Consider the following 26,200-nt stretch of genomic DNA (forward strand, 5'->3'; position numbering starts at 1 on the left):
AAATCTAAAATTGGGGGCAATTGTAACCAGTTCGGCCTCAAGCGTCCACATGGAAGGCATGTTCAACCAACCTTAAGCCCCCGTCCCCATCATGGCGGCGTCATGCATGGCCTGCGCTAGCCTGACAGCCTGGACGGTTTCCGCCACATCATGGACACGGACGATCTGCATGCCTTGCTCCACCCCTTTAAGCGCAGCAGTAAGGGAACCAGGCATACGCTTGTCCGCTTCCTCTTCGCCTGTGATAGCACCAATGAAGCGCTTTCTTGACGCCCCAAGCAGGACCGGGCAACCAAGGTTATGGAAGAATGCCAAACCATTCATCAGCGCCAGATTATCTTGCACAACGCGCTTACCGAACCCGATACCTGGGTCAACAATCAAGCGGTTGCGGTCAATACCGGCGGCGACGCAAGCCTCAATACGGGTTTCCAGGTAATCGTACACATCCAGAAGTACATCGTCATAGTCCGGCGCGTCCTGCATGGTCTTGGGCGTGCCCTGAGAGTGCATCAGGATGATCGGCGCGTCTGTCGCGACGGCCGCCTTCATGCTGTCCCGGTCATATGTAAGGGCAGATACGTCATTGATAATATGGGCGCCCGCTTCCACCGCTTTTGTCATCACCGTTGAATGTCGGGTGTCGACGGAAAGCGGAATGCCGTCGGCGGCGAGCGCTTCGATTACCGGCACAACACGCTCTGCTTCCTCGCCCTCCCATACGGGCGTTGCACCGGGGCGCGTGCTTTCACCGCCGATGTCGATGATGTCCACACCTTCGGCCCGCATCTGGCGTCCGCGCCTGATTGCCGCATCCGTATCCAGGAATTTGCCGCCATCAGAGAAACTGTCCGGCGTGACATTCAATACGCCCATCACCAAAGGGCGACTGAAGCCAAGCGGCGCATCCCTGCCAGGCAGCGCCATCGGCGGGCGTGGGGCCGCAAGTCGGTCAAGCTGAGCCTCCGCCTGTACGCGCACGGTCAATGGCAGCGGCGCCAGGGCTGCTGTCAGACTGTCTGCCGAAACGGAATGATCCAGCTGTACATCTGCACCTTCGCGAACAATCAAACGGAACGCGGAAAACGCAAGCCCCGGAATACCGGAAGCAAAGCCTTGAAGTGTCCCCCAAACGGCACCGACGGGCACGAGATATGCTCTCGCCCCGTCGGTCAATTTTTCCAGATCATCTACCGTCACCGGCCGTTAGCCTTCAGGCTGTGGTTCGCCATGGTCGATACCGGCGCTTGGCACAGCCGTTGGTGCAGCAGGCGGCACGTCTGACTTGCCGCTTGGTTTCTTCGGCTCGGTCCGGATTTTCTCGCCATTGATCAGCTTCTTGATCTCGTCGCCGGAAAGCGTCTCATATTCAAGAAGTGCATTGGCAATGATATCCAGATGATCACGGTGGTCCGTCAGAATCTGCTTCGCCCGGTTATTCGCTTCCTCAACAAAGCGTTTGATTTCTTCATCAATCAGCTTTGCGGTTGCCTCGGATACATTTTGCTGCTGTGCCACAGAGTGCCCCAGGAAGACTTCCTGTTCGTTCGCAGCATACTGAAGCGGGCCAAGCTTGTCGGACATACCCCACTGGGTAACCATCGCGCGAGCCAGTTTGGTTGCATACTGGATGTCACTTGAAGCCCCACTCGTTACCTTATCGTGGCCAAAAACAAGTTCCTCGGCCACACGCCCTCCCATGGCAATCGCCAGGTTGTCATGCATTTTTTCACGACTTTGGGAATATTCGTCCCGTTCAGGCAGGCGCATCACCATGCCCAGCGCACGGCCACGCGGGATAATAGTAGCCTTATGGATCGGGTCAGACGCCTTGCAGTGAAGTGTGACCAGAGCATGCCCGCCCTCGTGGAATGCAGTCAGCTTCTTCTCGTCCTCGGTCATGACCATTGACCGACGCTCGGTCCCCATCATCACCTTGTCCTTGGCGTCCTCAAATTCGGCCATCGCAACAATCTTCTTGCCGCGCCGCGCCGCAAGAAGCGCTGCTTCGTTCACAAGGTTCATCAGGTCAGCACCGGAGAAGCCCGGCGTACCACGTGCGATCACATTGATATCCACATCCGGCGCCAACGGCACTTTCTTGATGTGAACGCCCAGGATTTTCTCGCGGCCATCGATATCCGGGTTCGGCACAACCACCTGACGGTCAAAACGGCCCGGACGCAGAAGCGCTGGGTCAAGGACGTCTGGGCGGTTCGTTGCCGCCAGAATGATAATACCTTCGTTGGCCTCGAAGCCGTCCATCTCAACCAGAAGCTGGTTCAGCGTCTGCTCACGTTCGTCGTTACCGCCGCCAAGGCCTGCACCCCGATGACGGCCAACTGCGTCGATCTCATCGATAAAGATGATACAAGGCGCGTTTTTCTTGGCCTGTTCGAACATATCACGTACGCGGCTTGCGCCAACGCCCACAAACATCTCCACGAAATCGGAACCGGAAATGGTGAAGAAAGGCACATTGGCTTCGCCCGCAATGGCGCGCGCCAGAAGTGTTTTACCAGTACCCGGAGGGCCAACAAGAAGCGCACCCTTGGGGATTTTGCCGCCCAGACGCTGGAATTTCTGCGGGTCCTTAAGGAAGTCCACGATTTCTTCCAGCTCTTCTTTGGCTTCTTCGATGCCAGCGACGTCTTCAAACGTCACGCGGCCCTGTTTTTCAGTCAGAAGGCGCGCGCGGCTCTTGCCGAAGCCCATGGCCCCGCCGCCGCCGGACCGGCCCTGCATCTGGCGCATGAAAAAAATCCAGACCCCGATCAACAGAATGAAGGGCAACCAGCCGATCATCGCCTGCATCAGGCCGTTTTCTTCACGCTTGATTTCTCGGTAGGTCACGCCGTTTTCGACAGCCAGCTGGGACAAGCTGTCACCAATCATGAATGGCGCGATTACAGTGAAGGTCTCACCAGAGCCCTTGTAAGTCCCCGTGATATCCTGTTCCTGCTTTTCAATACGCTCGATACTGCCTTGTTCCATTTCCTGAACAAATTGGCTGTAGGGAATTTCCCGTGGCTTCGGCGCACCACTTTGGAACAGATTGTAAAGCGTCACCAGCAACAGGATGATCAGTCCCCAGACCAGTGCGTTTCTCATAAAACCATTCACTATAACTGCCTTTCATGTGTCGCCCCATTTGCGGCGACTGCGTCAGATGCATTTATCCTGCATTCTTCCTTTAAAAATGCTTATCCAAGAGATAAGCGTGACCCGCCCCCATGCAAGAGGAGAATGGCCAATAAAGCTACTTTTTCGGCCAATCGTGGGATTTAAGCGACAAGCTTACATCATTTCCACGACCTTGAGCGACTTCCAGATGCGGAATTGCCACAATCTGCTGACCATCAAAGATGGTCGGCAATACGACTTTGGCCGCATGCGGCAGGCTTGATTGCCGGATTTCCGGCCAAACCTTCAGCGCACTATTCCACCCTTCTTGCCCCAGCGGGCCAATTTCCAGCCCTGCAATATCACCCTTGGCTGAAATCTCAAAACGGTTATCCCAAACGGTGTGGTTCACCAAAGGCATCCGCCCTTGTGCTGCGCGTAGTTCCCGTGTCACCAGCACCCGTCCCTCCGGCACAGGAATAAACTGGACCCCATAAAGCGTTAGCCCGGAGAACCCGCTTTCGCGCATGGCTAAAACCGCGCGCTCCAGCTTCTCCATTCGGGGTACATAGCGTTCGCCACTTGCCCACCGGCACATGCTGGCTGTCGCCCGCAAGGCGATCTCCTGCGGCACCGAATCGAAATTGGCCGGGTCAAACACCAGGGTCCCGTCATCTCTGGTTTCTACGTTCTCAGCCAGCCATTGGTTTTCATAATATTCAAGGGCATCGCGGGTACGCCGAAGCCGCGCAGCAGTTGCTGCCAGACGGTCTGCACGCAAACCTTCAAGCGGCGGATTTTCAAGGAAAGCCCGCACCTTTACGCGGTCAAACTGTTCAGCCTTGTTGCTTGGGTCCTCCAACCAGTTTAGCTCTCGCGCCCGAAGTGTCGCCACAAGCCGGGCTTTGGGCACGTCCAGAAGCGGCCTCACCAGCGTCACCTGCCCACCTGAACCCGGAACCCGGGACGTTGGCGCCATCGCAGCAAGGCCGTATACCCCGCTACCGCGCGCCAGCCGCAACAGCAGGGTTTCCGCCTGATCGTCCTGATGGTGGGCGGTCAGCAAATATTCGATACCATTGGCCCTGCACCAGTCGTTCATCAAGCGGTAGCGGGCGATCCGCGCTTCCGATTGCACGTTCGAGCTGGGCTTTTCTCCCTGCCAGGTCAGTTTGTGAAAGTCGATACCCTGGTCAGCCATCAGGGCGCCCAGCGCTCCCGCTTCAGCAGACGCTTCAGGCCTGAGGCCATGATCAACAGTCAAGCAAACCACATTGGCAATTTCAGACGCCAGCAGAACAAGGCAGAGACTATCCGGCCCGCCAGAAGCCGCAATAGCAAGAGGGGCGCCCTCCGGCACCCCGCAGGCGTCTAGCGCCCTTTTCACTTCTGTTGCTGTCAGCTCGTTTGCCAAAAAGCCAGCCCCGGTTTGCTAAATTAATTGGTGCAGCCAGCCTCTTTGGCTGTCCGCTCTGCTCGGGCCTTGAGCCGGTCTGAAGCATCGTCAGCGCTGCGGCGGAATTCGGCCAGTGCGTTGCAGGCATCGGGCTTACTGCCAAGGCCGATCAATACGTCTGAAAGATCCAGCAGAGCATCCGCCCGCTTTGCGTGATTGGGGTGCTCCTCAATCAGCGCCAACAGCTGCTGCGCGGCCTGAGGCAAACGGCCCTTCAGGAGGTGAATACGCCCCAGCCAGAATTTGGCGTTGCCTGCCAGTGCGTCGTCAGGGTGGGCCTTGAGGAACATGTCCATGGCTGTAAAACCACTATCAAGGTCGTTTTTCTGGATAAACCCGAAAGCATACTGATACTGGCCCGATGGCTCACCCTCCGGCAACGCGATCTCTGGTTCCGTCGGCACTTCGACCGCGGGGGTGGCCGCAGGCGCGGTATCGACAGGCTGGGATGACGCCGAATCTTGCCGGGCCACTTCCTGGTTTGCGCGGTAGTCTGCCGCCTCCTGCTGCTGGAGCTGAAGCTCCTTGCGCAACAGACCCATCGCTTCATCAAGCTTCCGCTGCTGGTGTTCAATTTCTTCCATGCGGCCCGTCATGGTTCGCATCTGGCGTTCCACCGTACCGATCTTGGCTGCGAGATCAGCAAGAAGCGCCCTGTCATCCAAACTGCCCTGTGCCCCTGCTGCCGGGCGGGCCACAGCACCGCCACGCAATCGGTTTTCAAGCGCGATCATTTCGCGCTCCAGCCGCTCTACCTTCAGCGCCAGTTCTGCCCGGCTTTGCGCCTGCACCTGAATGGTTGCTGACAAAATGAGAATACAGATGGCAACAGCACGCCAGATCATGTCCTGGTTCTCCTTTACTTCCGGGCCAACGACCACTCATTGCCCCGGGAAACAGACTTACGAATTAATTGCGGCCCGATAATGGCTGCCGCGCAACCATGAACAATGGGCACCTGATAAAAAACGGCCCCGCACCGGAAATCCGGGCACGGGGCCACTTGTCCTTAGTGCGCCTATGGCTTACTGGACGCGGAGCACACCGCGACGGTTCTGGCTCCAGGTGCTTTCACCATTACCAACAACAGCAGGGCGTTCCTTGCCGTAACTGATGGTATTCATGCGGGAAGCTGGAACGCCAAGGGCGATCAGATAATTCTTAACGGCGGTCGCGCGACGCTCGCCCAGCGCGAGGTTATATTCGCGGGTACCGCGCTCGTCACAGTGACCTTCGACCGACACACGAACACGTGGATGACGGATCAGCCAGGAAGCTTGCTTCGAAAGTGTCGCACGTGCTTCAGCTGTAATTTCAGAGCTATCATACTCGAAGAAAACACGATCACCTGCATAAGCGGTCAGCCCTTCTTGGCCAGGAACCTCAATCGGATCCAACGTGTCCTGCTTTACTTCACCCATATCAGGCTGCGTTGGAGCACCGGTATCAGTTTGCGACTGCTCGGTCGACATATCCGTAGAGGATGTATCCGTCTCAGGCTCAGGTGTGGATGAACAGGCTGCCAGAATCAGTGCAGCCGCGGAAATGATGGCGATATTCTTGCCCAGGCGCTCGGACGTCATTATTGCTCCCTCCAACGGAGCGGGGATTTCCCGCGTTTTATACGTGTACTATCGCTCCCCCGCCTCCCCCTAAATCAGAAAGCTGGTGAGCAACACCTCAAGTTCGTGGCAACTATAGAACGCGAATCTGTCGCAATCAAGCAATCAAAGTTACTCAAATACTTGTTTCGGCATGAAATTTCCGCTGAATTTTCACAAAAACGTCATCATTGATCACATCGGGAGGAGGCTGAATAGCGTTCCCAAGGCAAAAAGCCCAATGATGGCAGCAGAAACATGGTTGATTATGGTGAGCAGGTTGTCATTGACCTTGTCCCGCAGGTATCGGCCAATTCCGACAAGAAGCGCCCACCAACAGCAACTGCCCATGAACACACCAAGGATCAGCATGACAGCATCACTTGTTGCATGACCGGAAGCCGCGCCCAGATCACCAATTCCTGCAAGGGCATACATGCCAAGAAAGCCAAAGAACACGCCGGGATTGGTAAGCGTCAGCACAAGCGCGCCAATCATGCCCCGTTTCACACCGCCTTCCATGGGCTCCCGGTCCAGGTGGGGATGGGCACGCCAGATTCGTACAGCAAACACAAGCATAATCAGCGCCCCAACAAGGCGCAGCGCCGTGTCATAGCTGTCAATCAGCGCAAGAAAGGCATTGAGCCCAAGCGCGGCGAGCCCAGCATAGAAGGCATCGCCGAGCGCTGCACCCGATCCGATCGCGAATCCGTCACGCGCGCGCCCGAAAAGACTGCGTCGAAGACAAATGATATTCACGGGACCAATCGGTGCAGAGAGGGCAAAGCCGAAAGCCATGCCCCAAAGTACATATGCAAGCCCGCTGATCACCCCTACTCGTCCCCCCGGCCCTGCCTGATTAGGCGTCCACAATGCCAGCGAACCGCCAGCTGAGTGTTTCGCCAGCCAGGAAAGGCACAAGGCGATTACCGTTTCCTTCGACATGGTCCGGTACGGCCACTGGTGCCCGCTCCAAGACAATACGGCGCTCATTGAACGGCAGGCCATAAAACTTCGGCCCATTCTCTGAGGCAAAGGCTTCAAGCTTATCCAGCGCGCCTTCTTCTTCGAATGTGTTGGCATAGCTTTCCATGGCGAAAGGTGCGTTGAACACGCCTGCGCAGCCGCAGGCATTTTCCTTGGCGTCCTTGGTATGCGGCGCGCTATCGGTTCCCAGGAAGAACTTGGGCGAACCGGATGTGGCAGCTTTCCTAAGTGCCAGACGGTGTTCTTCCCGCTTGATAACCGGCAAGCAATAGAAGTGCGGCTTGATGCCGCCCACCAACATGGCATTCCTGTTGTAGGCAAGGTGCTGCGGCGTAATGGTTGCGCCGATATTGTCCGCGCTTTCCATCACGAACGCGGCCGCTTCGGCCGTTGTGATGTGTTCAAACACCACTTTCAGGCCCGGAAAGTCGGCAACGACGTGCTTCATCACCCGATCGATAAACACAGCCTCGCGGTCAAAGATATCGACATGGCTGTCTGTTACTTCCCCGTGCACCAGAAGCGGCATGCCGATACGTTGCATCTCTTCCAGCACCGGATAGATGTTCTTCACATCGCTGACGCCAAAGCTTGAGTTGGTTGTCGCATTCGCAGGATACAGCTTGCAGGCCGTGAATACGCCTGCGGTAAACCCTTTGGATACTTCGGCGGGATCGATGCTGTCTGTCAGGTAACAGGTCATCAGCGGCGTGAATTCGGTACCCTCCGGCACGGCTGCCAGGATACGGGCGCGGTAAGCTTCCGCTGCAGCGACGGTCGTGACAGGCGGCGTCAGGTTTGGCATGATGATCGCCCGGGCGAACTGGCGCGCCGTATAGGACGCCACGGTTTCCAGCATCGAACCGTCCCGCAGATGGACATGCCAGTCATCTGGCTGGCGAATAACCAGGCGATCGATAGCATTTTGAGACGTTTTGGAGGCGGGCGCTGTCATTGGAGTATTCCTGTTTTTACTTCATACCTGCGTGAGGGCTGTTGTAACGGTCTTCGCCTCACCTTACAACTTGAAAGCCGCAATAAAGTGGCTATGTGTAGCCTGAATATCAGCACCAGATAGGATTATTATGTCAGCCCCCCTATTGCATCTTGATCACCGCGCCATTCTGCGTCTTTCAGGCCCGGACACCCGCAGCTTCCTGCAGGGACTGGTGACCAACGACGTCACAGGTGTGACAGCCGACAAGGCCGTTTATGCCGCGATCCTGACGCCACAGGGCAAATATATGTACGACATGATCATCATGGCGGAAGGCGATGACCTGTTGCTGGATATTGAAGCTGCGCGCAAGACAGACCTGATGCGGCGACTGATGATGTATAAGCTGCGCGCTGATGTGACGATTGCGGATGAGACAGCACTGGGCGTCTGGGCTTCGCTTGAAAGGCCCGCTGCCCCTGGAGTCGCAGTTCCAGACCCCCGGCATGCAGGCTTGGGCTGGCGCCTTGTGACCACGGGCTGCCCCGATGCCCCCACTCTTGACCGTGATGATTATGAACAGGCCCGTCTCCGCCACGGCGTGCCGGATGGCAGTCGTGACATGATCCCAGAAAAATACTTCTGGCTGGAAACCGCGGCTGAGCGACTGCACGGCGTGTCTTTCACCAAAGGCTGCTATGTGGGGCAGGAACTGACCGCACGCATGAAGCACCGCACCAACCTGAAAAAAATCTTGCGGCCCGTGCGCGTTGAAGGCGGTGCACCAGATGCTGGCACCGCCCTTGAGACAGAAACCGGCAAGGCCGCGGGTGAGATCCGGACGTCAAATGGCGACCTGGCCCTTGCCTATTTCCGGCTTGAATATGAAGATGCCACGCTTTGCTGTAACGGTCAGCCTGTTACCCTGCTATAGTCTTCACCGATTTGCAGTTCTTTAACTTCCGCCACCTAGGGTCGGAAGGTCGTCTGTAACCTGAAGCGGGATTGAGAGAGTGCGCACCGACAGAATGCGAGGTGTAATAGGTTTATGTCTGGCCCTGCTGGCCGGATCAACTGCCGCAAATTGTGCAGAAAAACCCACCATCACCTGGCTGAACCTGGACTGGCAACCCGCCTGGATCAACAAAGGACCGTGGGCTGGCAAAGGCTATGCCCAAACAGGTGAGCGCCTTGTGCAAGCCGGAATGCCTGAATACAGACATACTGAACAGGCGGTTGTGAATGTCCGCATCTACACTGTTCTCAAAACGATGGAGGCCTGCTTTGCCACCTCTTCCTACAAGGGTATTGACCTAAGCCTGGAGCAACGCGAAGGCCTTGTTTTCAGCGCACCAACCTTTCTGTTCTTCTATCACGGCATCATTGCCAGAAAAGAAGCCGCGCCCAGGATAAAAGCCCATGAAACGAATGGTCGAATAGATTTCAGGGCATTGATTGCCGACACATCCGCACAGGGCGCTTTTCAGCCGGGCCGCGTATACAGCCGCTGGCTGAACGATATTTTTGCGAACGATCCTAATGCGGGGAATATGTTCCGCTGGTCAGGTCGCACCAGCCTGACGCAGGGCATGTTCAAAATGCTTGATGCAGGTCGTTTCGACTATTTTATCGATTATTACGCCATGCTGCACTTCAACGAACTGACCGAAGGTAATGGCGGCGAATACAGCTATTACCCGTTGCTGGAACATGAGGGCCAGTTCGGCATGGGCGGCATCGCCTGCAATGACACACCCCAGGGCCGCACTGTTATCTCACGCATCAATGAATTGCTGGTTGGCCTACGCCAAACCGACGAATATACCAATGCAAACGCCTTTTGGCTGATGCCGCCGGGGTTAGAAGCCAAATACTGGCGCCTTTGGCATGACGAGGTGCTGAGCCGCACCGAATAGCCATGCGGCACTTAAAATCTTGTTTTTTTCTTCATCTTGTGTTGCCATTCTCCAAACGGGGAAGGGTCATGACCAAAAACAAGAAACAACGCTTGCAGGAAAAGAACAAAGCACATGAGCGCCACAATCTCTTTGTCCTTGGCGCCGCTGTTGCCTCCATCCTGATTATCGTATTGGCAATGGCAAACTAGTCATTTCAGCAGCTTCGCCGGGTGCCGCCCGCCTGCATGCCCCATGAAGGGTGGGTGAATCTGGTATCCCAACAGGGCCTGCATGCTTTCCGGCATCTTTGCAACATCTTCGCGCGGGATGGACAAGAAGAAATTCTCCTGCTGCCGCGCCCAGGCTGCACAATATTGCGGGAATAACCCTAGGCGCGAGCCCTCTGATACGTTGCCCCCTGCCCTGTGCCATAAGTTCCCAAGGAAAATCAGCACAGAGCCCTTCGGCATTTCTGCAGTGACGATCTTGGTATTTTCAGGCGTCGCCCAGCCGTCCGCCTGCCCCGATTCCTTAATAGAGAATGCCTCAAAAGTGGTCAGCACACCGTCAGGCTGCTCGTCGCCCCACAGGTGGCTGTATGGGATTAACTGCGTCGCGCCGTTTTCAGCTGTGAAATCATCCATGGCCCAGATCGCCCCAACCGAAAAAGCCTGGCGCGGGCGCGACACGGGATAGAAGCTGTCGTCGGTATGAAACGCCTGCGGCTGTTCCCCGGGCAGCACATTGGCCGCGAGCGCCGCTGTGATCAGGCAGTCCCCCCACAGAAGCGGCTTGATGATCTTCAGCACATCTTCATTGTCGAAAAAGGGCCAAAGCGCCGGGCCATATTTAGGCAGCGAGTAAATTCGCTGGGTCTTGAAGCCTTCGAACTGGTTCCTGCCCGTGCACTGCTCCGCGAAAATTGGGTCCAGGATTGTCCGTGCGGCATCGATTTTCTCAAGCGTCATCAGGCCTTCAATGATGAAATACCCCTGATCCTTGATGGTCTCGATAATCTCTGCGTGGTTCATGATTATCTCCCTCGTAAAAGAAGATAGGCCAAGCCACCAAAATAAAAAGCGCTATCGGTTATTCAAAGATGTTTTGCACGGCGTCCTTATTTTTCGCTGGCCAGTATTTGAGAGCCACAGCAGCGACCACAAGTCCTTGTACAAAGAGGATACCCAAAAGCCTGATCGCCGCTTCAGGCAGGCCGTTAGCCGTGAAGAATTCCAGACCAAACAGCAGCAGACATGGCACCAGGGCAGCCGTTCCCATCGACGCGACAACAGGCATTCGCCTGCGGCTAAGCAGCACAGCAGGCAGAGCAAACAGTACGACAATTGCCCCAACAACCAAGTCGAGAATGATCTTGGCAACCAATCGTGCGATATCCTCAGGAGTCTCAAGAAAACTCGCGAAAACCCCTTCCCCAAAGACCAGCCAATGCAGTATTCCCCGTGCCAGCGCGGCCAATAAAACCAGCGCCAGTACAATGCCCACTTTCTTCATACATCCCCCAAATGTAAGGAGGGCCCGAAGGCCCTCTGATCTTTAGTCTTTCAAGGCTGCCTGAGCGGCCGCGAGCCGTGCGATCGGCACCCGGTACGGGGAACAGGACACATAATCCAGCCCCGTCCGGTGGCAGAACTCGACAGATGCCGGATCGCCGCCGTGCTCGCCGCAGATTCCCAGCTTCAGGTCAGGCTTGGTGGAACGACCGCGCTCTGCGCCAATTTCCACAAGCTCGCCCACACCTTCCTGATCGATGGAAACAAATGGGTCCTGCGCGAAGATATCCTTCTTCACATATTCATCCAGGAACCGGCCCGCATCATCCCGGCTGATGCCGATGGTGGTCTGCGTCAGGTCGTTGGTGCCGAATGAGAAAAAGTCTGCCTCAACCGCAATCTTCCCAGCCTGCAGTGCAGCGCGTGGCAATTCGATCATGGTGCCAACCATATATTCGACACGGTGGTTCTTCTCTGCGAAAACCTCTTCTGCGGCAGCTTCAACAACAGCACGCATCATGCCCAACTCCTTACGAGTTGCCACAAGCGGGATCATGATTTCCGGCACAACCGTTTCACCGGTTTCCTCTTCAACCACGATAGCGGCTTCAAAGATGGCCCGTGCCTGCATTTCATAGATTTCCGGATAGGTGATCCCGAGGCGGCAACCCCGGTGACCCAGCATCGGGTTAAACTCATGCAGTTCAGATGCGCGGCGCTTCAGATGGTCAACACTGGCACCAATGGCTTTGGCAACGTCTTCAAACTCGTCTTCCTCGCGCGGCAGGAATTCGTGAAGTGGTGGGTCCAGCAGGCGGATCGTCACCGGCAGGCCGCGCATGATCTTGAATATCTCAATAAAGTCACCGCGCTGCATAGGCAGCAATTTAGCCAGAGCATGTTTCCTGCCCGCCAGGTCATCCGCCAGGATCATCTCGCGCACCGCAATGATACGCTCGCCTTCAAAGAACATATGCTCAGTGCGGCACAGGCCAATGCCTTCCGCACCGAATTCGCGCGCGGTTGACGTGTCATGCGGCGTGTCGGCGTTGGTGCGCACCTTCAGCTTGCGGTAGCTATCGGCCCACTCCATCAGCTTGGCGAAATCGCCAGCCAGTTCTGGCTGCAGGGTTTTCACTTCACCGATCATAACTTCGCCGGATGCGCCGTCGATAGTGATGATATCGCCTTCCTTGACCTCACGGCCTGCGCAGGACATCACGCCTGCCTTGCCATCAATCCGAAGCTGGCCGGCACCTGATACACAGGGACGCCCCATACCGCGCGCCACAACGGCTGCGTGGCTGGTCATGCCGCCGCGCGCTGTCAGGATGCCTTTCGCAGCGTGCATGCCGTGGATATCCTCAGGGCTGGTTTCAACCCGGCACAGGATAACCGAACGGCCTTCCTTGGCCGCTGCTTCAGCGTGGTCGGCATCGAACACAACTTCGCCAGATGCAGCGCCCGGGGATGCCGGCAGGCCACGGGTCAGCACATCGCGCGGTGCGTCCGGGTCCAGTGTTGGGTGCAAAAGCTGGTCAAGGGCTGCAGGCTCAACCCGCAGCACCGCTGTTTTCTCGTCAATCAGGCCGTCTGCTGCCATTTCAACGGCGATCTTGAGCGCCGCTTTGGCCGTGCGTTTGCCCGCACGGGTCTGCAGCATCCATAGTTTGCCGCGCTGAACGGTAAATTCGATGTCCTGCATGTCCTTATAGTGGTGCTCAAGCTTGTCGAACACGTCGGCAAGCTCCCCAAACACTTCCGGCATGCTTTCTTCCATCGACGGCAGCGTGGCACCAGCAGCCTCGCGGGCAGCCTTTGTCAGGTTCTGCGGCGTGCGGATGCCCGCCACCACATCTTCGCCCTGCGCATTGATGAGATACTCACCGTAATATTCATTATCGCCGGTAGATGGATCACGCGTGAAGGCAACGCCGGTTGCCGACGTATCGCCCATGTTGCCGAACACCATAGCCTGCACGTTTACCGCCGTGCCCCAGTCTTCCGGGATATTGTTCAGCTTGCGGTATACCTTGGCGCGGTCAATCTGCCAGCTTGAGAAGACAGCGCCGATAGCGCCCCAAAGCTGCTCCCGCACATCCTGCGGAAACGGCTTGCCAAGCTCTTCTTCCGTCTTGGCCTTGAACTGCTGCGCCAGTTCTTTCCAGTCTTCCGCCTCAAGGTGGGTATCAAGGTCGATCCCCTTCTCTTCCTTCAGGATCTCAATCAGCTCTTCGAAGTGATAATGATCAACACCCAGCACCACATCGGAATACATCTGGATAAAGCGGCGATAGCTATCCCAGGCAAAGCGCGGGTTTTCGCTGTTCTTCGCCAATCCTTCAACGGTTTCATCGTTCAGGCCAAGGTTCAGGACCGTATCCATCATGCCCGGCATGGAAACCCGTGCGCCAGACCGCACAGACACCAAAAGCGGGTTATCCTTGTCGCCAAACTTGGCGCCAACGCTTTTCTCGATTTTCGCAATGGCCTGGTTGACTTCGCTCTCAAGCGTGTCCGGGTACTCCTGGCCGTTGGCGTAATAATAGGTGCAGACTTCCGTGGTGATCGTTAGCCCCGGGGGCACCGGCAAGCCCAGGGAGGCCATTTCCGCAAGGTTCGCACCCTTGCCGCCCAGGAGGTTTTTCATATCGGCACGGCCTTCAGCCGCGCCATCACCAAAGCTGTATACCCATTTGGTCATGATGCTCTACAGTCCTTCGTCGCGTACCCGAGGTCCCCTTCTGGTACGCAGATTTCATCGGGGCGCCGGGCAGTTTTTATATCTGGTTGCCCGGCCATTTTGTGATCAACCTTCGATCAGGCTGAAATCCGCCACGGTATTCACCGCGGCGCGAATTTGGCTAAGAAGCGCAAGGCGGTTGGCCCGCAGCGCTTCATCATCGGCGTTAACCGTTACCTTGTCAAAGAAGGCATCGATTGGCGCTCTTAGAGTAGATAGCGCGGCCATCGCCTTTTCAAAGTCTTCAGCAGCAAGCGCGTGCTCGGCATCTGCACCAGCGCGCGTGAGCGCAACGGCAAGCGCCTCTTCTTCCGGATCGACGAGCGCCGCCTCATGCACGTCCTGGTCATAGGACTTGCCGTCTTTCTTCTCTTCGATCTTCAGGATGTTGGCCGCACGCTTGTACCCTGCCAGGAGGTTGGCGCCATCGTCGGTATCAAGAAATGCCGAAAGGGCCGACACACGGTTCAGAATACGCACAAGATCATCATCGCCTTTGGCGAACACGGCGTCGATCAGATCGTGTCGCACACCCAGGTCACGTTGCTGCACCTTCAGGCGGTCAGCGAAGAAGGGCAGAAGATGCTCTTCAAACGTGGTTTCCAGATGCTTCAGTATTGCGTCCTCACCACCCTCAGCCTTCAGTTCAAGGTATGGCTTCAGCGGTTTGGCCGCCAGGCCAAGCACATGCTCGAGCGGCAGGCGAATGTTGTTTTCGGTTATCAGACGAATGACGCCAAGCGCCGCACGGCGGAGCGCATATGGGTCTTTCGATCCCGTCGGGCGCTTTTCGATCGCGAAGAAACCAACCAGCGTGTCGAGTTTTTCGGAGAGTGCCACAGCAACCGATACCGGCGCTGATGGGCAATCGTCGGATGGACCAGCAGGAGCGTAATGGTCGCGAATGGCATCGGCCACCGCATCGCTTTCGCCCTGAGCTCTCGCATAATAGCGGCCCATAATGCCCTGCACTTCAGGGAATTCGTAGACCATGCCGGACACGAGGTCTGCTTTCGCAAGCTCTGCTGCGCGCTCCGCCTCAGCTGGATCACAGCCGTCAATATATTCAGCCAGGAACCCAGCCAGTGCTTTCATGCGCGCAACACGGTCGGACATGCGCCCGAGTTCAATATGGAAGACGATATCCTTGAGCGCCGGCAGGTTGTCCTCCAGCTTGCCCTTGAGGTCCTGTTCCCAGAAAAATTTGGCGTCCGCCAGGCGGGCAGCGATCACCCGGCCGTTGCCGGTCGCGACAGCTGCGCCACCATCCTTGGCTTCAAGGTTTGAAACCGTGATGAAGTATGGGGCCAGCTTGCCCGTATCCGTGTCGCGGGTGACGAAATATTTCTGGTCCTTCTTCATGGTCAGGATCAGCACTTCTTCCGGCACTTCCATGAAGCTTGGATCAAACGAGCCCAGAAGCGGCACCGGCCATTCCACAAGGCCCGCCACTTCCTGAAGGAGACCCTTATCTTCCACCCATTCAACACCCTGCTTGTCTGCAAGGGACTGCGCCGCTTCCGCGATTTTGGCCATGCGCATAGCAGGGTCTAGCACCACTTTGGCGTCCTGCAGCTTTGTGCGGTAATCGGCGAAATCGGAAACAGTGAATGTCGCGGGCGCCATGAAGCGGTGCCCGCGCGTACTGTTGCCTGCTTTGATGCCGTCGATATCAAGGTCAACCACATCGCTGCCGAACAGGCAGATGATGCTTTGCAGCGGACGAACCCACTTGAGGCTGCCATCGCCCCAACGCTGGGACTTGGGCCATGGGAAATTGCGCACGGTTGCTTCAAGCGCCTCTGCGATCACGTCAGCAGACGCCCGGCCCGGCTTTTCGATTTTGGCGAAGAAGAAAGTACCTTTCTTTTCTTCGCGCTCTTCAAGCTGGTCGCGGGTCACGCCCGCGCCGCGCAGGAAACCTTCAAGCGCTTTTTCCGGCGCATCGGTGCGTGGGCCACGACGTTCTTCGGAAATATCAGGCGTTTTGTCCGGAATGCCACTGATGGTCAGCGCCAGGCGGCGCGGTGTGGCATAGGCCTGCGCGATCTCAAACGTCAGCCCCGCCTCCTTCAGCGCCGTGGTCATCATGACCTTTAGGTCCTCGGATGCTTTCTTTTGCATCCGCGCCGGAATTTCTTCGGACAGGAGTTCAATAAGAAGATCACTCATAACTTATACCTCCCACCCGTTTTTCCTGATCCAGGCTTCACAGCAGCCCTTGGCCAGGTCACGCACACGGCCGATATAGGCCTGTCGTTCCGTTACCGAAATGACCCCGCGTGCATCCAACAGGTTGAAGGTGTGCGAAGACTTGATGCACTGCTCATAGGCAGGCAGCGGCAGCTCGGCTTCCAGGAGTTTGGCGCATTCTTCCTGTGCCTTTCTGAAATCTTCAAACAGCTTGTCTGTGTCGGCATGTTCGAAATTGTAGGCAGATTGCTCGCGCTCGTTTTCAAGGAACACGTCGCCGTAAGTTGCGCCCGCGCCGTTGAAATCAAGATCATATACATTGTCTACGCCCTGCACGAACATGGCCAGGCGCTCCAGCCCGTAGGTCAGCTCGCCGGACACAGGTTTGCAGTCAAAGCCGCCCACTTGCTGGAAGTAGGTATATTGGCTGACTTCCATGCCGTCACACCAGACCTCCCAACCAAGGCCCCAGGCCCCAAGCGTGGGGCTTTCCCAGTCGTCTTCCACAAAGCGGATGTCATGCAGCTCGGCATCAATACCGATGGCCTTGAGGCTGCCAAGGTAAAGTTCCTGCATATTGTCCGGGCTTGGCTTCAGGATCACCTGAAACTGATAATAGTGCTGCAGCCGCATAGGGTTTTCACCATACCGGCCATCGGTCGGGCGGCGGCAAGGCTGCACATAAGCGGCTTTCCATGGCTCTGGACCAAGCGCCTTCAAGGTGGTCGCCGGGTGGAACGTACCTGCGCCCATTTCCATGTCATATGGCTGAAGGATGACACAGCCCTGATCCGCCCAGTAATTCTGGAGCGTCAGCAGCATTTTCTGGAACGGCATGGCGTCCGGATTGCGTTTCGAAGTAGCTGAAAAATCTGTCATGGATGACCGCTTTAAAAAATCGAATCTGTTACTCGGAATTGCTGCGCTGCAAACTAACGGGCGGACCCCATGGGGTCAAGCAAGAGAATCCCTTGGAACAGCAAAGATTTTCGCGCCTTACGCCGTCAGGATGATTGGCGCGCCTTTCGTCACAACAAAGGTATGCTCGAACTGGGCACCAAAGCCCCCGTCAGCCAGGCGGAGCGTCCAGCCGTCTTCGTCCTCATAATATTGATGGCTGTGGGTCGCCAGGAACGGTTCGATGGTCAGCACCTGCCCTTCCTTGAGGCGCTCTCGCTCACGCGGGTAATAGATATTTGATACCGTCGGCTCTTCGTGAATCCAGCTTCCAACACCGTGGCCATTCAGGCCTTCAATAATTTTAAAGCCAAACTTGGCAGCTTCCCGTTCGACCACTTTGGCGATGGCATTTAGGGGCTGGCCGGCGCGTGCCGCGAACATGGCCTTTCGCTGGGCGGCCTTGGTGGCGTCCAGCAGCGTTTGCAGGTCAGGTGAGATTTTACCAACCGCGAAACTTGACCCCGTATCAGCAAAGAAACCGTCTTTTTCTGCCGACACATCAATGTTGACCAGATCACCCTCCTTGAGGGGCGTACCATCAGGGATGCCATGTGCCACTGCATCGCCAACAGAAATGCAGGTGAACCCGGGGAAATCATAGGCCAGCTTGGGCGCGGATGTCGCACCGCGCTCCGCCAGCATTTCACCCGCCATGGCGTCAAGCTCCAGCGGCGTGACACCGGGTGCCACCCGCGCGCCCATAGCGGCCAGCACGTCGCGGCAGATAGCGCCGATTTCCTTCAGTTTTTCAAGCTGGTCCGGGCCGTCAACAGTCATGCCTTAAAGTTCGCCTTTCTCTCTGATCCGTTCATGGTGCTGGATCACTTCACGTATAATAAAATGGAGGAATTTTTCGCTGAATTCCGGGTCCAGGTTGGCGGATTTCGCAAGCTCTCGCAACCGCTCGATCTGCTTCTGCTCCCGTCCGGCATCGGCTGCAGGCAGGTCATGCTCACGCTTGTAGAAACCAACTGCCTTGGTGATCTTGAAGCGTTCGGCCAACATAAAAATAAGGGCAGCGTCGATGTTGTCGATGCTTTCCCGGTAGGCGTTCAACTGGGTCTCGTGGTTTTCGCCTGTCACAGCGCTTCCTCCGTCATATTCACTCAAGGGCCACTAGAGCCCGAAACGGTTCCAGAACAGCCGCTCTTCAATCGCCGCCAAAAGCCCATGCGGCATATCTTCGATCTGGCCGATCCCGCCTGCCTCAAAGCTGTCGACCGTCCGGCCAAGGCCAAGGATCGACCCCAGGCGGGGTTTCCGTTCACCAATCAGGCGCAGTCGCACCTTCTTGCCGAACCGGTCCCGAAGAACTTCACGCGCATCGCCAATACCGTCCACAAGACCCATTTTGACGGCGTCGGCGCCCGTAAAGACATCGCCGGAAAACAAGCGCCCACGTAGCCCTTTGAGACGCTTACCCCGGCGCTCGCGCACCAGGGATTTGAAATGTTCGTGGACTTCTTCCTGAAGTTCCTTCAGGCGCTCCACATCTTCTTCCTTCTCTGGCGAGAAGCTATCCAACATGGCTTTCCTGTCGCCAGCCGTATAAAGGCGCCGATCAATGCCCAATTTCTCGATCGCCTTGTCAAAACCAAACCCGCTCGCGATCACACCGATGCTGCCAATGATCGACGACTCGTTGGCGTAAATTTCGTCGCCCGCCAGCGCCAGCATATAACCGCCCGATGCCGCTACATCTTCCGCAAACGCCAGCACAGGCACATCTTTTTCGCGCGCCAGGTCGCGGATACGCTTGGTAATCAGCGCACTCTGCACCGGTGACCCGCCGGGCGAATTTACCTGCAGCGCCACAGCCGACAGGCCGGGAATGGAAAAAGCATGATCAAGCGTGCTTGCAAGAGACGCCATGTTCAAATTCTGCTTGAACCGTTGGCCCGGCGCGATCACGCCATACAGCCGCACCACCGCCACAACAGGCGGCGGATCACCGAACAGGCGGCGACGGAGTTCATAGACGAATTTAGACAGTCGGTTAGCCATGCTTGCTACTTTGGATATTCATTCTGCCCTTGATTAGCGGCTTTGGCGCGGATGCGCAAAGGCTTTCAGGTCAAGGGCTGCGCCATCACGTAAAATTTCTTCTGCCTCACGGGTGTAGCGCTCCACCTCACCATGGAGCGCCAAACCAGGTAGAATGCTCGCTGTACCGTGCATTCCTTTGCGCCCCTGAATGATCACGCGCTTTGCTGGCGAACCGTACCGCGGCCATAGCGGCATGATCTTCAGCTCCCCCACCCGCCGGTGCAGGTGGGCGATCACTTCATCCACCCTGTCTGCCCGGTAGATGATGGAAACCGTGCCCTTGTTCCTGACAAGGTGAATGCAGAATTTAACCCAGTCGCGCACGCCAGCGCTCTGGTCCATATGGGCCAGGCCTTTAGTTTCCGCAGGCGGGCGAATACCTTTGCCATCCGCCAGATACGGCGGGTTGACCATCACATGGTCATAAGTGGCTTCATCTTCCTGCCTGAGTTCGGTGATACTGCCTTGCGATACAGTCACATAGTCTTCGAGGCCATTATGGGCAATATTTCGGCGGGCGAAATTCAGCATATCGTCCTGGATATCAAGACCATGCACGAAAACACCGGGCACCCGGCGTGCCAGACAAAGCGCAGCCCCGGCTGAGCCAACACCACCTTCTATGACCCGCTCACCCGCCTTGGCAGGGACACAGGCGGCCAGCATCACCGTATCCATCGAGACACGGTAACCGGATTTCGGCTGGATCAGCTTGACTGCCCCACCAAGAAAATTGTCAACCGTCTCACCTGGCCCCAGACAGGGGTCAGTGGGAAAGACATGCGTGCTTTTGTCTCGGGCCTGGTCGTCCACTGGGTTTCGTTCACCACTTGTTTATTTGATGCCTGTAATTGTACGTGGAATTTATCTGCGGTCAATTGACCTAAAATGCGTGCAAAACCTTGCCAGCCGTAAAGTCAGGCAGTAATGTCCGCGCCCTGAATGAAAAGTGAAAGCGGGGATCGAATGTCCAGCAACGTCGTAAACATGCACGATCACAAAGAGCCAACGGCGGACAAGGAGGCAATTGATCGCCTTCAGGCCATGACCGCTGATGACATGGCGCTTGTGAACGACACCATCTTGAAGCGTATGGACAGCCCGGTTGCCCTGATTCCGGAGCTTGCAGGCCACCTGATCTCCTCAGGCGGCAAACGCCTGCGACCGATGCTAACGCTCGCATCCGCGAAGCTTGTTGGCTATGAGGGCAAGCGCCATATCGGCCTCGCTGCCGCTGTTGAATTCATCCATACCGCCACGCTTCTGCATGACGATGTGGTGGACGAAAGCAACATGCGGCGCGGCAAGAAAACCGCCAATCTTATCTGGGGCAATCAGCCTACCGTCCTTGTTGGAGACTTCCTGTTCAGCCGGTCGTTTGAGCTGATGGTCGAAAGCGATTCGCTCCGTGTTCTGAAAATTCTGGCAAATGCGGCCGCAGTTATCACTGAAGGTGAAGTGCTGCAGCTGACCACCGCCAATGACCTGACCACCTCAGAAGAAAAGTATCTTGAGGTGATCACCGCCAAAACAGCCGTGCTATTTGCTGCCGCCTGCGAAGTCGTCGGCGTCGTATCCGAACAGGGCACAGAGGTTGAAAGCGCGCTTGAGGCCTATGGCCGCTATTTGGGCATTGCCTTCCAACTGGTGGACGACGCCCTTGATTATTCCGCGAAACAGGCCACGCTTGGCAAGGAAATCGGGGACGACTTCCGCGAAGGCAAGGTGACCCTGCCGACCATTTTGGCCTACCGCCGCGGCACAGAAGATGAACAGAAGTTCTGGAAAACCACCATGGAACGCCGCAAGCAGACGGATGGTGACCTTGAAAAGGCCATCGACCTTCTGAACCAGCATGGCACCTTGAACGACACCATCGAACGCGCCCGCCACTATGGCAACATGGCCAAGGACTCGCTCGCGATCTTCCGTGACAGCCCGGCCAAAAAGGCACTGATCGATATCGTCGACTTCTGTGTGATGCGGGCTTACTGATCCGGCACCCTAAGCTTTCTGTCAATTGACCTTTCCATGAACGGATGATTTGATCCCTCTATGTCATCAGGGAGGGACAAATGATCAGACTTGCCGCTACCGCACTTCTAGCCATGTCAGCCAGCCTTTCTGCAAGTGCCGCAGACCTTCATCCTTCCGCGCTGCATAGGTATGTATCGAACCATATTGCATGGAATACCAACAGCTACTGGATCGAAGGCGAAGACGGCGTCGCGTTGATTGACGCGCAGTTACTCCCTTCTGACGCCAGGCGGCTTGCGGCACAGATCAAGGCCAGCGGCAAATCGCTTTCAGGTGTTATCGTGACGCACCCGCATTCAGACCATTTTGGCGGCCTGCCGGTCCTGAAGGACCTATTCGGCGACTTCCCGATCTATGCCACGCAAGGAACGGCGGACGGCTTCGCCCCGACGCTGAAGCAGATGCTGGAGTCCTACAAGATGCCCAACGCCTTTGGTGAAGCGCTTGACGAGCGGCTGGTGATGCCGACCACCATCGTCAAGGATGGTGAGACCGTCACCATAGCCGGGATCGATTTTGAGATCCACGACCTGGGTGCCGGGGAAGCCGCTGATAACATCAGCGCCTACCAGAAAGATCTGAATATAGTATTCGCGGGCGATACCTTTTATCCCTATACCCACTATTATCTGGGCGAAGGGCACATTGACGGCGCGCTTTCCCATCTGGAGTTTCTCAAGTCCACCTTCAGTGGAGACACACACGTATTGCCGGGGCACAATGATGCCAGTCGCATTGCAAACGCGGATCTTCAGATCGCTTACATCAACAAGCTTGTTGCCGTTATCAAGGACGCTCGAGCCGCAGATGGCGCGCTTGATGCAAATGGCCGACTTACACCAGAAGCTCGCACAGCAGCAGTGAACAAGCTGATGCAAGACTTTGCCCACTATGACGACTTTGCCTATGGCAGCAAAACGATCCTTACGTGGAACAGCTATGGTGTCGGAGCATGGTTGAAAGCGAAGGGGCATTAACCCCTTTCGCCCAATTCCTTCGGCAAGGCTTCGCGGATGCGGCGCACGCTATCCAACAGGCATACTTCGGTTTTTGCCAGCGGCCCGGTGCTGAAGCTTGAGGACGCCATGCCGTCCTGCACCCGGTTGATGATCGCCGTATCCTCCGCATTTACTTCCCGATTGATGCGCCAGTTCAGGTAACGCGCGGCCTGCATCTCCCGCCGGTCGTCCGGCAACACATAGGCCACCTCGCGGATCAGTGTTTCCGTGGCCGAAAGCGGGATGAACTGCATGAAGTCGATTTGGTCGGGGTAGACATCGAACGCCACGTTGGGCCACAGCCGGTAATAACACCAGTGGCGCTGCAGATGGTCCGGCAGATGATCCACCTTGGGCAGCAGGGATTTATAGAGCTTTGTCGACCAGCTGTCCTTGCGGGTGTCCATCACATCGCCCCACATCTTGTGGATATCGCCCTGCACTTCCATGCCGTAAGTATTGCCCACAAGGCCAGACAGCCCCGGATGGGCCACCGGGATATGAAGCGCGTCAGCATAATTGTCCGCGATCTGCTTCCAGTTCACTGCCCGCGGCCTGAGCGTCAAGCGCCCAAGCGGCTGCATCTCCTCAATCCTGTATCGGCTCAGTTCATCCAGATAAGGCGCGAACTGGTCCTCAATGCTCGGCCCACCTGGCTTGAGACGCGCCCAGATGAACCCGAGGAACTCACAGCTTTCCGCTTCCGGCAGGAAGTGATCCGCACGGTCGAAGCCCTCGAAGTCCCGCTCATAGGGCACATTCACTAGCGTGCCCTCGAGGTCCCATGTCCAGGCATGATAAGGGCAGCGAATGCGCCCGGGGCACGACCCGTCATTGCCCTCAAGGAGGCGCGAGCCGCGATGCCTGCACACATTATGGAACACGCGGACCTTGCCGTCCTTGCCGCGCACAGCCACAAGGCGTTCATTCAGGATATCCAGCGTGACATAGTCGCCTACGTTCGGAACATCGTTCTGGTGACACACCAGTTGCCACGCCGGGCGGACTACCGCCTCCATTTCCTTTTGAAAGTAGCCTTCATCATAATAGGCCCAGGCAGGCAGGCTTTCATATGCATTCGTCACGCTATGCACCCCTTACAAGCGGCCTTGTCAGGCAGGTCGGCCCACCTTCGCCTTTTCTGCTGATCTCGTCGCCTGTGTAAGTATCGACCGTGCAACCCGCAGCCTCAAGCCGCGCCTTGGTCTCCGGCAGGCGGTCCAGCATCAGGATATTGCGGGGTCCAAGCGCCAGCACATTGCAGCCCATGGGGATGAATTCCTCTTCCGGCACTTCAACAAAGCTGATGCCGCGCGCCTCCAGCCAGTTAATGAAGCTGTCCGGCATCAGCGGGCGATAGATCAGCGCCAGATCGCGGTCGAGCGGGCTGATCATGGACATCAGGTGAAAAACATCCTCAGGGTGGCTTGGCGGCGGCAGCGGCACGGTGTGCACTTCCACTTCAGGCCCCAGAATGTCCTGAAGCTGCTTGATGCCTTCGGCATTGGTGCGCGGGCCCTCGCCCACGGCCAGGGCACCGTCATCCAGCCAGATGATATCGCCGCCCTCAATAGTGCCCGGTGCTTCAATAACGCCCAAAATCGGATAGCCCAAAGCCTCAAATAAGCTTGCATTCACCGCCGGTTCGCCCCTGCGCCCTTTGCGGCCCATGTGGCACAAAATCAAGCCCTTGGGGCTCACGAGCAACGCGTCACGAGCATAGATGGAATCAAGCGTGAGCGCGTCATTGCCGCCAAGAGAGATCACTTCGGCTCCTGCAGCCCGAAGCTTGTCCGTGAAAATCTTGTGTTCATTGATCGCAGGGCCAAGCTTGGGTGCGGAATAAAAGCGCAGGCGCTCCCATTCATCTGCGATCTTTTCGTCACTTACATAGGCATGCTCGGGCGGCCTTACTGCTACAACCTTCAGCGCGCCATATTCGTTCAAACCGGATATAGTCTTCATTCCGCCCCTTCTCGTCTTTGTCTTGTAACCCAAACATAAATCGGTAGCCCTGCCAGTAGAAGCAGGAAGGCCCAATAAACGCTGTCCCGCCCTGACCCGGCAATGATCCACACCGCATAAGCAAACCCAATTGCGGCCACGATGGTATCGCGCAGATGCACACCCCGCGAGGCGTGCGGATCACGCACCGCATACAGCCAGGCCGATGCGGCAGACATGGCCACCGGCAAAATGGCCGTCACGGTGGACAGCAAAATCAGAAATTCAAACGCCACCACTAGGCCGTTAACGAAATTGAGCGCCAGCGCAATCGACGACAGAATGCCGCCGATGATGAAAGACCATGCCGGCGTGCCGAATTTTGTTTTCATGCCAAACAGGCTTGGGAACAGGCCATCGAGTGCGGCAGCCATGGGCATCTGCCCGGCTGCGAATAGGTTGGCGTTCACGCCGCTACTGGTAGCAATCAGCGCGATCACGCCAATAACAGTTGCCCCAACTGGGCCCACCAAGGCAGATGCCGCGTCCGCAAGCGGTGCTGTTGAATTCATCAACTCATCCGCAGGCAACAGGCCAAAGGCTGCAACGGTTACGGCAAAATAAAGGATGGTCACAGCAAGAACACCGGCCATAGTGGCGCGGGGAATGGTGCGGGCCGGGTCCTGCACTTCGCCTGCTGGTACGGTCGCCACCTCAAACCCGATAAAGGCCCACATGGCAAGCGCACTGGCTGCAATGGTGGCATCAAGCCCGTCGGCGGGTTCTTTCATGGACGCAAAATTCGTGCTTTCGACGCTCACCAGCCCCACGAGCGCGAGGAAAAGAAGCGGCAGGAATTTGGCAAGGGTGGTAATCAACTGCAGCGCGCTAGAGCCGCGCACACTGCGGCAATTGATGAATACAAGAATCCAAATAAGGGACAGTCCCACAAGTACCGATAGCGTAGGCGAAGTCTTGAGTGCTGGGAAAAATTCAGACAGATACCCTATGAAGGCCACGGTAACGGCCGCAACGGCAATCCATAGGGAAATCCAGTAACCCCAGGCCATCTGAAACCCGACGAAATCGCCGAAGCCCGCGCGGCTATAGGCATAAGGCCCGCCCGTTGCGGTGATGCGTTTCGCCATATAGCAGAGCGAGTAAGCTAGTGCGATGGTGCCCAGCCCAGTCACCAGCCACCCCGCCAACGCGTATGCCCCATAGGGCGCAAGAACGGTTGGCAACATGAAAACGCCCGAGCCCACCATCATGCCAACAGAAAGCCCCCAGGTACGCCAGAACCCCATCACGCGGCGGGTTTGATAGTCCCCCATAAAATCTCCTCCCCTGATCCCGGAAAAACCCTAGCGGAAACAGCCGCCCCCACCTAGCGCTTTTATAGATGTCACTGAAGAAGCCGCTGAAGATAAAGCGCCCCATTCTGGATCAAATCGAGACACATGAACATGTCTCATATTGGGACAACTCTGTCCCAAGTCGGCACAGAATGAGCTGATGTTCTTTTTATAGCCCTCCAAACTGTTGAAAATCAAAGGCATCATTTCTGGCACGGGGTTTGCGACTATGAAGGCGAACCTGGCACTCCGGCTGCCACCAGATACCAGGTTCCTGAGTTTCGGGTCTTCGCAGCTGCCAATTTGTTGAAGACCCAGCCATTGGAGTCGGCCGCGCCTCTTGCCCCACCTCAATCCGCTTTGGTGCGGTCGGCTCCGAACCACCCTTCCCAAAAAATCAGATTTCTGTCA

24 protein-coding genes are annotated in these 26,200 nt (G+C 56.7%); 5 read left to right on the forward strand and 19 right to left on the reverse strand.

Annotation, left to right across the window (positions count from 1 at the left end):
• Positions 1 to 72: 72 nt before the first annotated feature.
• From folP to pyrC, 7 genes are all read right to left on the reverse strand, one after another.
• Positions 73 to 1,200, reverse strand: coding sequence for a dihydropteroate synthase (gene folP, locus ACFO5Q_RS08575; protein ID WP_231727339.1), 1,128 nt, complete (start codon positions 1,198 to 1,200; stop codon positions 73 to 75).
• Positions 1,201 to 1,206: 6 nt separating this feature from the next.
• On the reverse strand, positions 1,207 to 3,111 hold the full coding sequence (ftsH, locus tag ACFO5Q_RS08580) for an ATP-dependent zinc metalloprotease FtsH (RefSeq protein ID WP_197421290.1): 1,905 nt from the start codon (positions 3,109 to 3,111) through the stop codon (positions 1,207 to 1,209).
• 148 nt (positions 3,112 to 3,259) lie between these two features.
• Complete coding sequence (gene tilS, locus ACFO5Q_RS08585; RefSeq protein ID WP_068152120.1) at positions 3,260 to 4,537, reverse strand: tRNA lysidine(34) synthetase TilS; 1,278 nt, start codon at positions 4,535 to 4,537, stop codon at positions 3,260 to 3,262.
• 23 nt (positions 4,538 to 4,560) lie between these two features.
• Positions 4,561 to 5,424: a tetratricopeptide repeat protein gene (locus ACFO5Q_RS08590; protein WP_068152119.1), complete on the reverse strand. Its 864-nt coding sequence runs from the start codon at positions 5,422 to 5,424 to the stop codon at positions 4,561 to 4,563.
• Positions 5,425 to 5,604: 180 nt separating this feature from the next.
• Positions 5,605 to 6,162, reverse strand: a complete 558-nt coding sequence (gene pal, locus ACFO5Q_RS08595; RefSeq protein ID WP_068152118.1) for a peptidoglycan-associated lipoprotein Pal — start codon at positions 6,160 to 6,162, stop codon at positions 5,605 to 5,607.
• A 213-nt stretch (positions 6,163 to 6,375) separates the two neighbouring features.
• Positions 6,376 to 7,011 (reverse strand): LysE/ArgO family amino acid transporter, encoded by a 636-nt coding sequence (locus ACFO5Q_RS08600; RefSeq protein ID WP_068152117.1) that lies wholly within the window; start codon positions 7,009 to 7,011, stop codon positions 6,376 to 6,378.
• Positions 7,012 to 7,039: 28 nt separating this feature from the next.
• Complete coding sequence (pyrC, locus tag ACFO5Q_RS08605; RefSeq protein ID WP_068152111.1) at positions 7,040 to 8,122, reverse strand: dihydroorotase; 1,083 nt, start codon at positions 8,120 to 8,122, stop codon at positions 7,040 to 7,042.
• A 130-nt stretch (positions 8,123 to 8,252) separates the two neighbouring features.
• Here pyrC and ygfZ point away from each other — a divergent pair, with 130 nt between their 5' ends.
• From ygfZ to ACFO5Q_RS08620, 3 genes are all read left to right on the forward strand, one after another.
• A complete protein-coding gene (ygfZ, locus tag ACFO5Q_RS08610; protein WP_068152107.1) occupies positions 8,253 to 9,038 on the forward strand; it encodes a CAF17-like 4Fe-4S cluster assembly/insertion protein YgfZ in 786 nt (261 codons plus the stop codon).
• A gap of 271 nt (positions 9,039 to 9,309) precedes the next feature.
• The gene (locus ACFO5Q_RS08615) at positions 9,310 to 10,020 is read left to right on the forward strand and encodes a hypothetical protein (RefSeq protein WP_380084329.1); all 711 of its coding nucleotides are present in this window, start codon (positions 9,310 to 9,312) and stop codon (positions 10,018 to 10,020) included.
• A 68-nt stretch (positions 10,021 to 10,088) separates the two neighbouring features.
• On the forward strand, positions 10,089 to 10,211 hold the full coding sequence (locus ACFO5Q_RS08620) for a hypothetical protein (protein WP_269448990.1): 123 nt from the start codon (positions 10,089 to 10,091) through the stop codon (positions 10,209 to 10,211).
• Here ACFO5Q_RS08620 and ACFO5Q_RS08625 read toward each other — a convergent pair whose 3' ends face one another.
• The 9 genes from ACFO5Q_RS08625 to ACFO5Q_RS08665 all read right to left on the reverse strand — a co-directional run bounded on the left by ACFO5Q_RS08625 (position 10,212) and on the right by ACFO5Q_RS08665 (position 20,268).
• On the reverse strand, positions 10,212 to 11,033 hold the full coding sequence (locus tag ACFO5Q_RS08625) for a phytanoyl-CoA dioxygenase family protein (RefSeq protein WP_068152103.1): 822 nt from the start codon (positions 11,031 to 11,033) through the stop codon (positions 10,212 to 10,214). It abuts the gene before it with no gap.
• 58 nt (positions 11,034 to 11,091) lie between these two features.
• Positions 11,092 to 11,514: a hypothetical protein gene (locus ACFO5Q_RS08630; RefSeq protein WP_068152101.1), complete on the reverse strand. Its 423-nt coding sequence runs from the start codon at positions 11,512 to 11,514 to the stop codon at positions 11,092 to 11,094.
• A 42-nt stretch (positions 11,515 to 11,556) separates the two neighbouring features.
• Positions 11,557 to 14,217, reverse strand: a complete 2,661-nt coding sequence (gene ppdK, locus ACFO5Q_RS08635; RefSeq protein ID WP_068152094.1) for a pyruvate, phosphate dikinase — start codon at positions 14,215 to 14,217, stop codon at positions 11,557 to 11,559.
• A 105-nt stretch (positions 14,218 to 14,322) separates the two neighbouring features.
• A complete protein-coding gene (gene glyS / locus ACFO5Q_RS08640) occupies positions 14,323 to 16,428 on the reverse strand; it encodes a glycine--tRNA ligase subunit beta (RefSeq protein WP_068152091.1) in 2,106 nt (701 codons plus the stop codon).
• A 3-nt stretch (positions 16,429 to 16,431) separates the two neighbouring features.
• Positions 16,432 to 17,328: a glycine--tRNA ligase subunit alpha gene (locus tag ACFO5Q_RS08645; protein ID WP_231727338.1), complete on the reverse strand. Its 897-nt coding sequence runs from the start codon at positions 17,326 to 17,328 to the stop codon at positions 16,432 to 16,434.
• Positions 17,329 to 17,445: 117 nt separating this feature from the next.
• Positions 17,446 to 18,186 carry a type I methionyl aminopeptidase gene (map, locus tag ACFO5Q_RS08650; RefSeq protein WP_068152089.1) on the reverse strand — a complete coding sequence of 247 codons (741 nt, stop codon included), beginning with the start codon at positions 18,184 to 18,186 and terminating at the stop codon, positions 17,446 to 17,448.
• Positions 18,187 to 18,189: 3 nt separating this feature from the next.
• Positions 18,190 to 18,492, reverse strand: a complete 303-nt coding sequence (locus tag ACFO5Q_RS08655; protein ID WP_197421288.1) for a chorismate mutase — start codon at positions 18,490 to 18,492, stop codon at positions 18,190 to 18,192.
• 33 nt (positions 18,493 to 18,525) lie between these two features.
• Positions 18,526 to 19,413, reverse strand: a complete 888-nt coding sequence (locus ACFO5Q_RS08660) for a S49 family peptidase (RefSeq protein WP_068152087.1) — start codon at positions 19,411 to 19,413, stop codon at positions 18,526 to 18,528.
• A gap of 33 nt (positions 19,414 to 19,446) precedes the next feature.
• Positions 19,447 to 20,268 (reverse strand): tRNA1(Val) (adenine(37)-N6)-methyltransferase, encoded by an 822-nt coding sequence (locus ACFO5Q_RS08665; protein ID WP_068152086.1) that lies wholly within the window; start codon positions 20,266 to 20,268, stop codon positions 19,447 to 19,449.
• A 153-nt stretch (positions 20,269 to 20,421) separates the two neighbouring features.
• Between ACFO5Q_RS08665 and ACFO5Q_RS08670 the strand changes: the two genes are divergently transcribed.
• Positions 20,422 to 21,450, forward strand: a complete 1,029-nt coding sequence (locus tag ACFO5Q_RS08670; protein ID WP_068152083.1) for a polyprenyl synthetase family protein — start codon at positions 20,422 to 20,424, stop codon at positions 21,448 to 21,450.
• 80 nt (positions 21,451 to 21,530) lie between these two features.
• Positions 21,531 to 22,469: an MBL fold metallo-hydrolase gene (locus tag ACFO5Q_RS08675; RefSeq protein ID WP_068152080.1), complete on the forward strand. Its 939-nt coding sequence runs from the start codon at positions 21,531 to 21,533 to the stop codon at positions 22,467 to 22,469.
• On the opposite strand, the gene ACFO5Q_RS08680 is transcribed toward ACFO5Q_RS08675, so the two are convergent.
• The 3 genes from ACFO5Q_RS08680 to ACFO5Q_RS08690 are packed head-to-tail and all read right to left on the reverse strand — an operon-like array spanning position 22,466 to position 25,768.
• On the reverse strand, positions 22,466 to 23,575 hold the full coding sequence (locus tag ACFO5Q_RS08680) for an aromatic ring-hydroxylating oxygenase subunit alpha (RefSeq protein WP_231727337.1): 1,110 nt from the start codon (positions 23,573 to 23,575) through the stop codon (positions 22,466 to 22,468). The genes ACFO5Q_RS08675 and ACFO5Q_RS08680 overlap by 4 nt on opposite strands.
• Before the next feature lies 1 nt (position 23,576).
• Positions 23,577 to 24,455, reverse strand: coding sequence for a dimethylarginine dimethylaminohydrolase family protein (locus ACFO5Q_RS08685; RefSeq protein WP_068152077.1), 879 nt, complete (start codon positions 24,453 to 24,455; stop codon positions 23,577 to 23,579).
• On the reverse strand, positions 24,452 to 25,768 hold the full coding sequence (locus ACFO5Q_RS08690; protein ID WP_068152076.1) for an APC family permease: 1,317 nt from the start codon (positions 25,766 to 25,768) through the stop codon (positions 24,452 to 24,454). Before ACFO5Q_RS08690 ends, ACFO5Q_RS08685 begins: the two co-directional genes overlap by 4 nt.
• Positions 25,769 to 26,200: the final 432 nt, after the last annotated feature.

Source organism: Kordiimonas lipolytica (assembly GCF_042651265.1).
In the GTDB taxonomy this organism is placed as follows: domain Bacteria; phylum Pseudomonadota; class Alphaproteobacteria; order Sphingomonadales; family Kordiimonadaceae; genus Kordiimonas; species Kordiimonas lipolytica.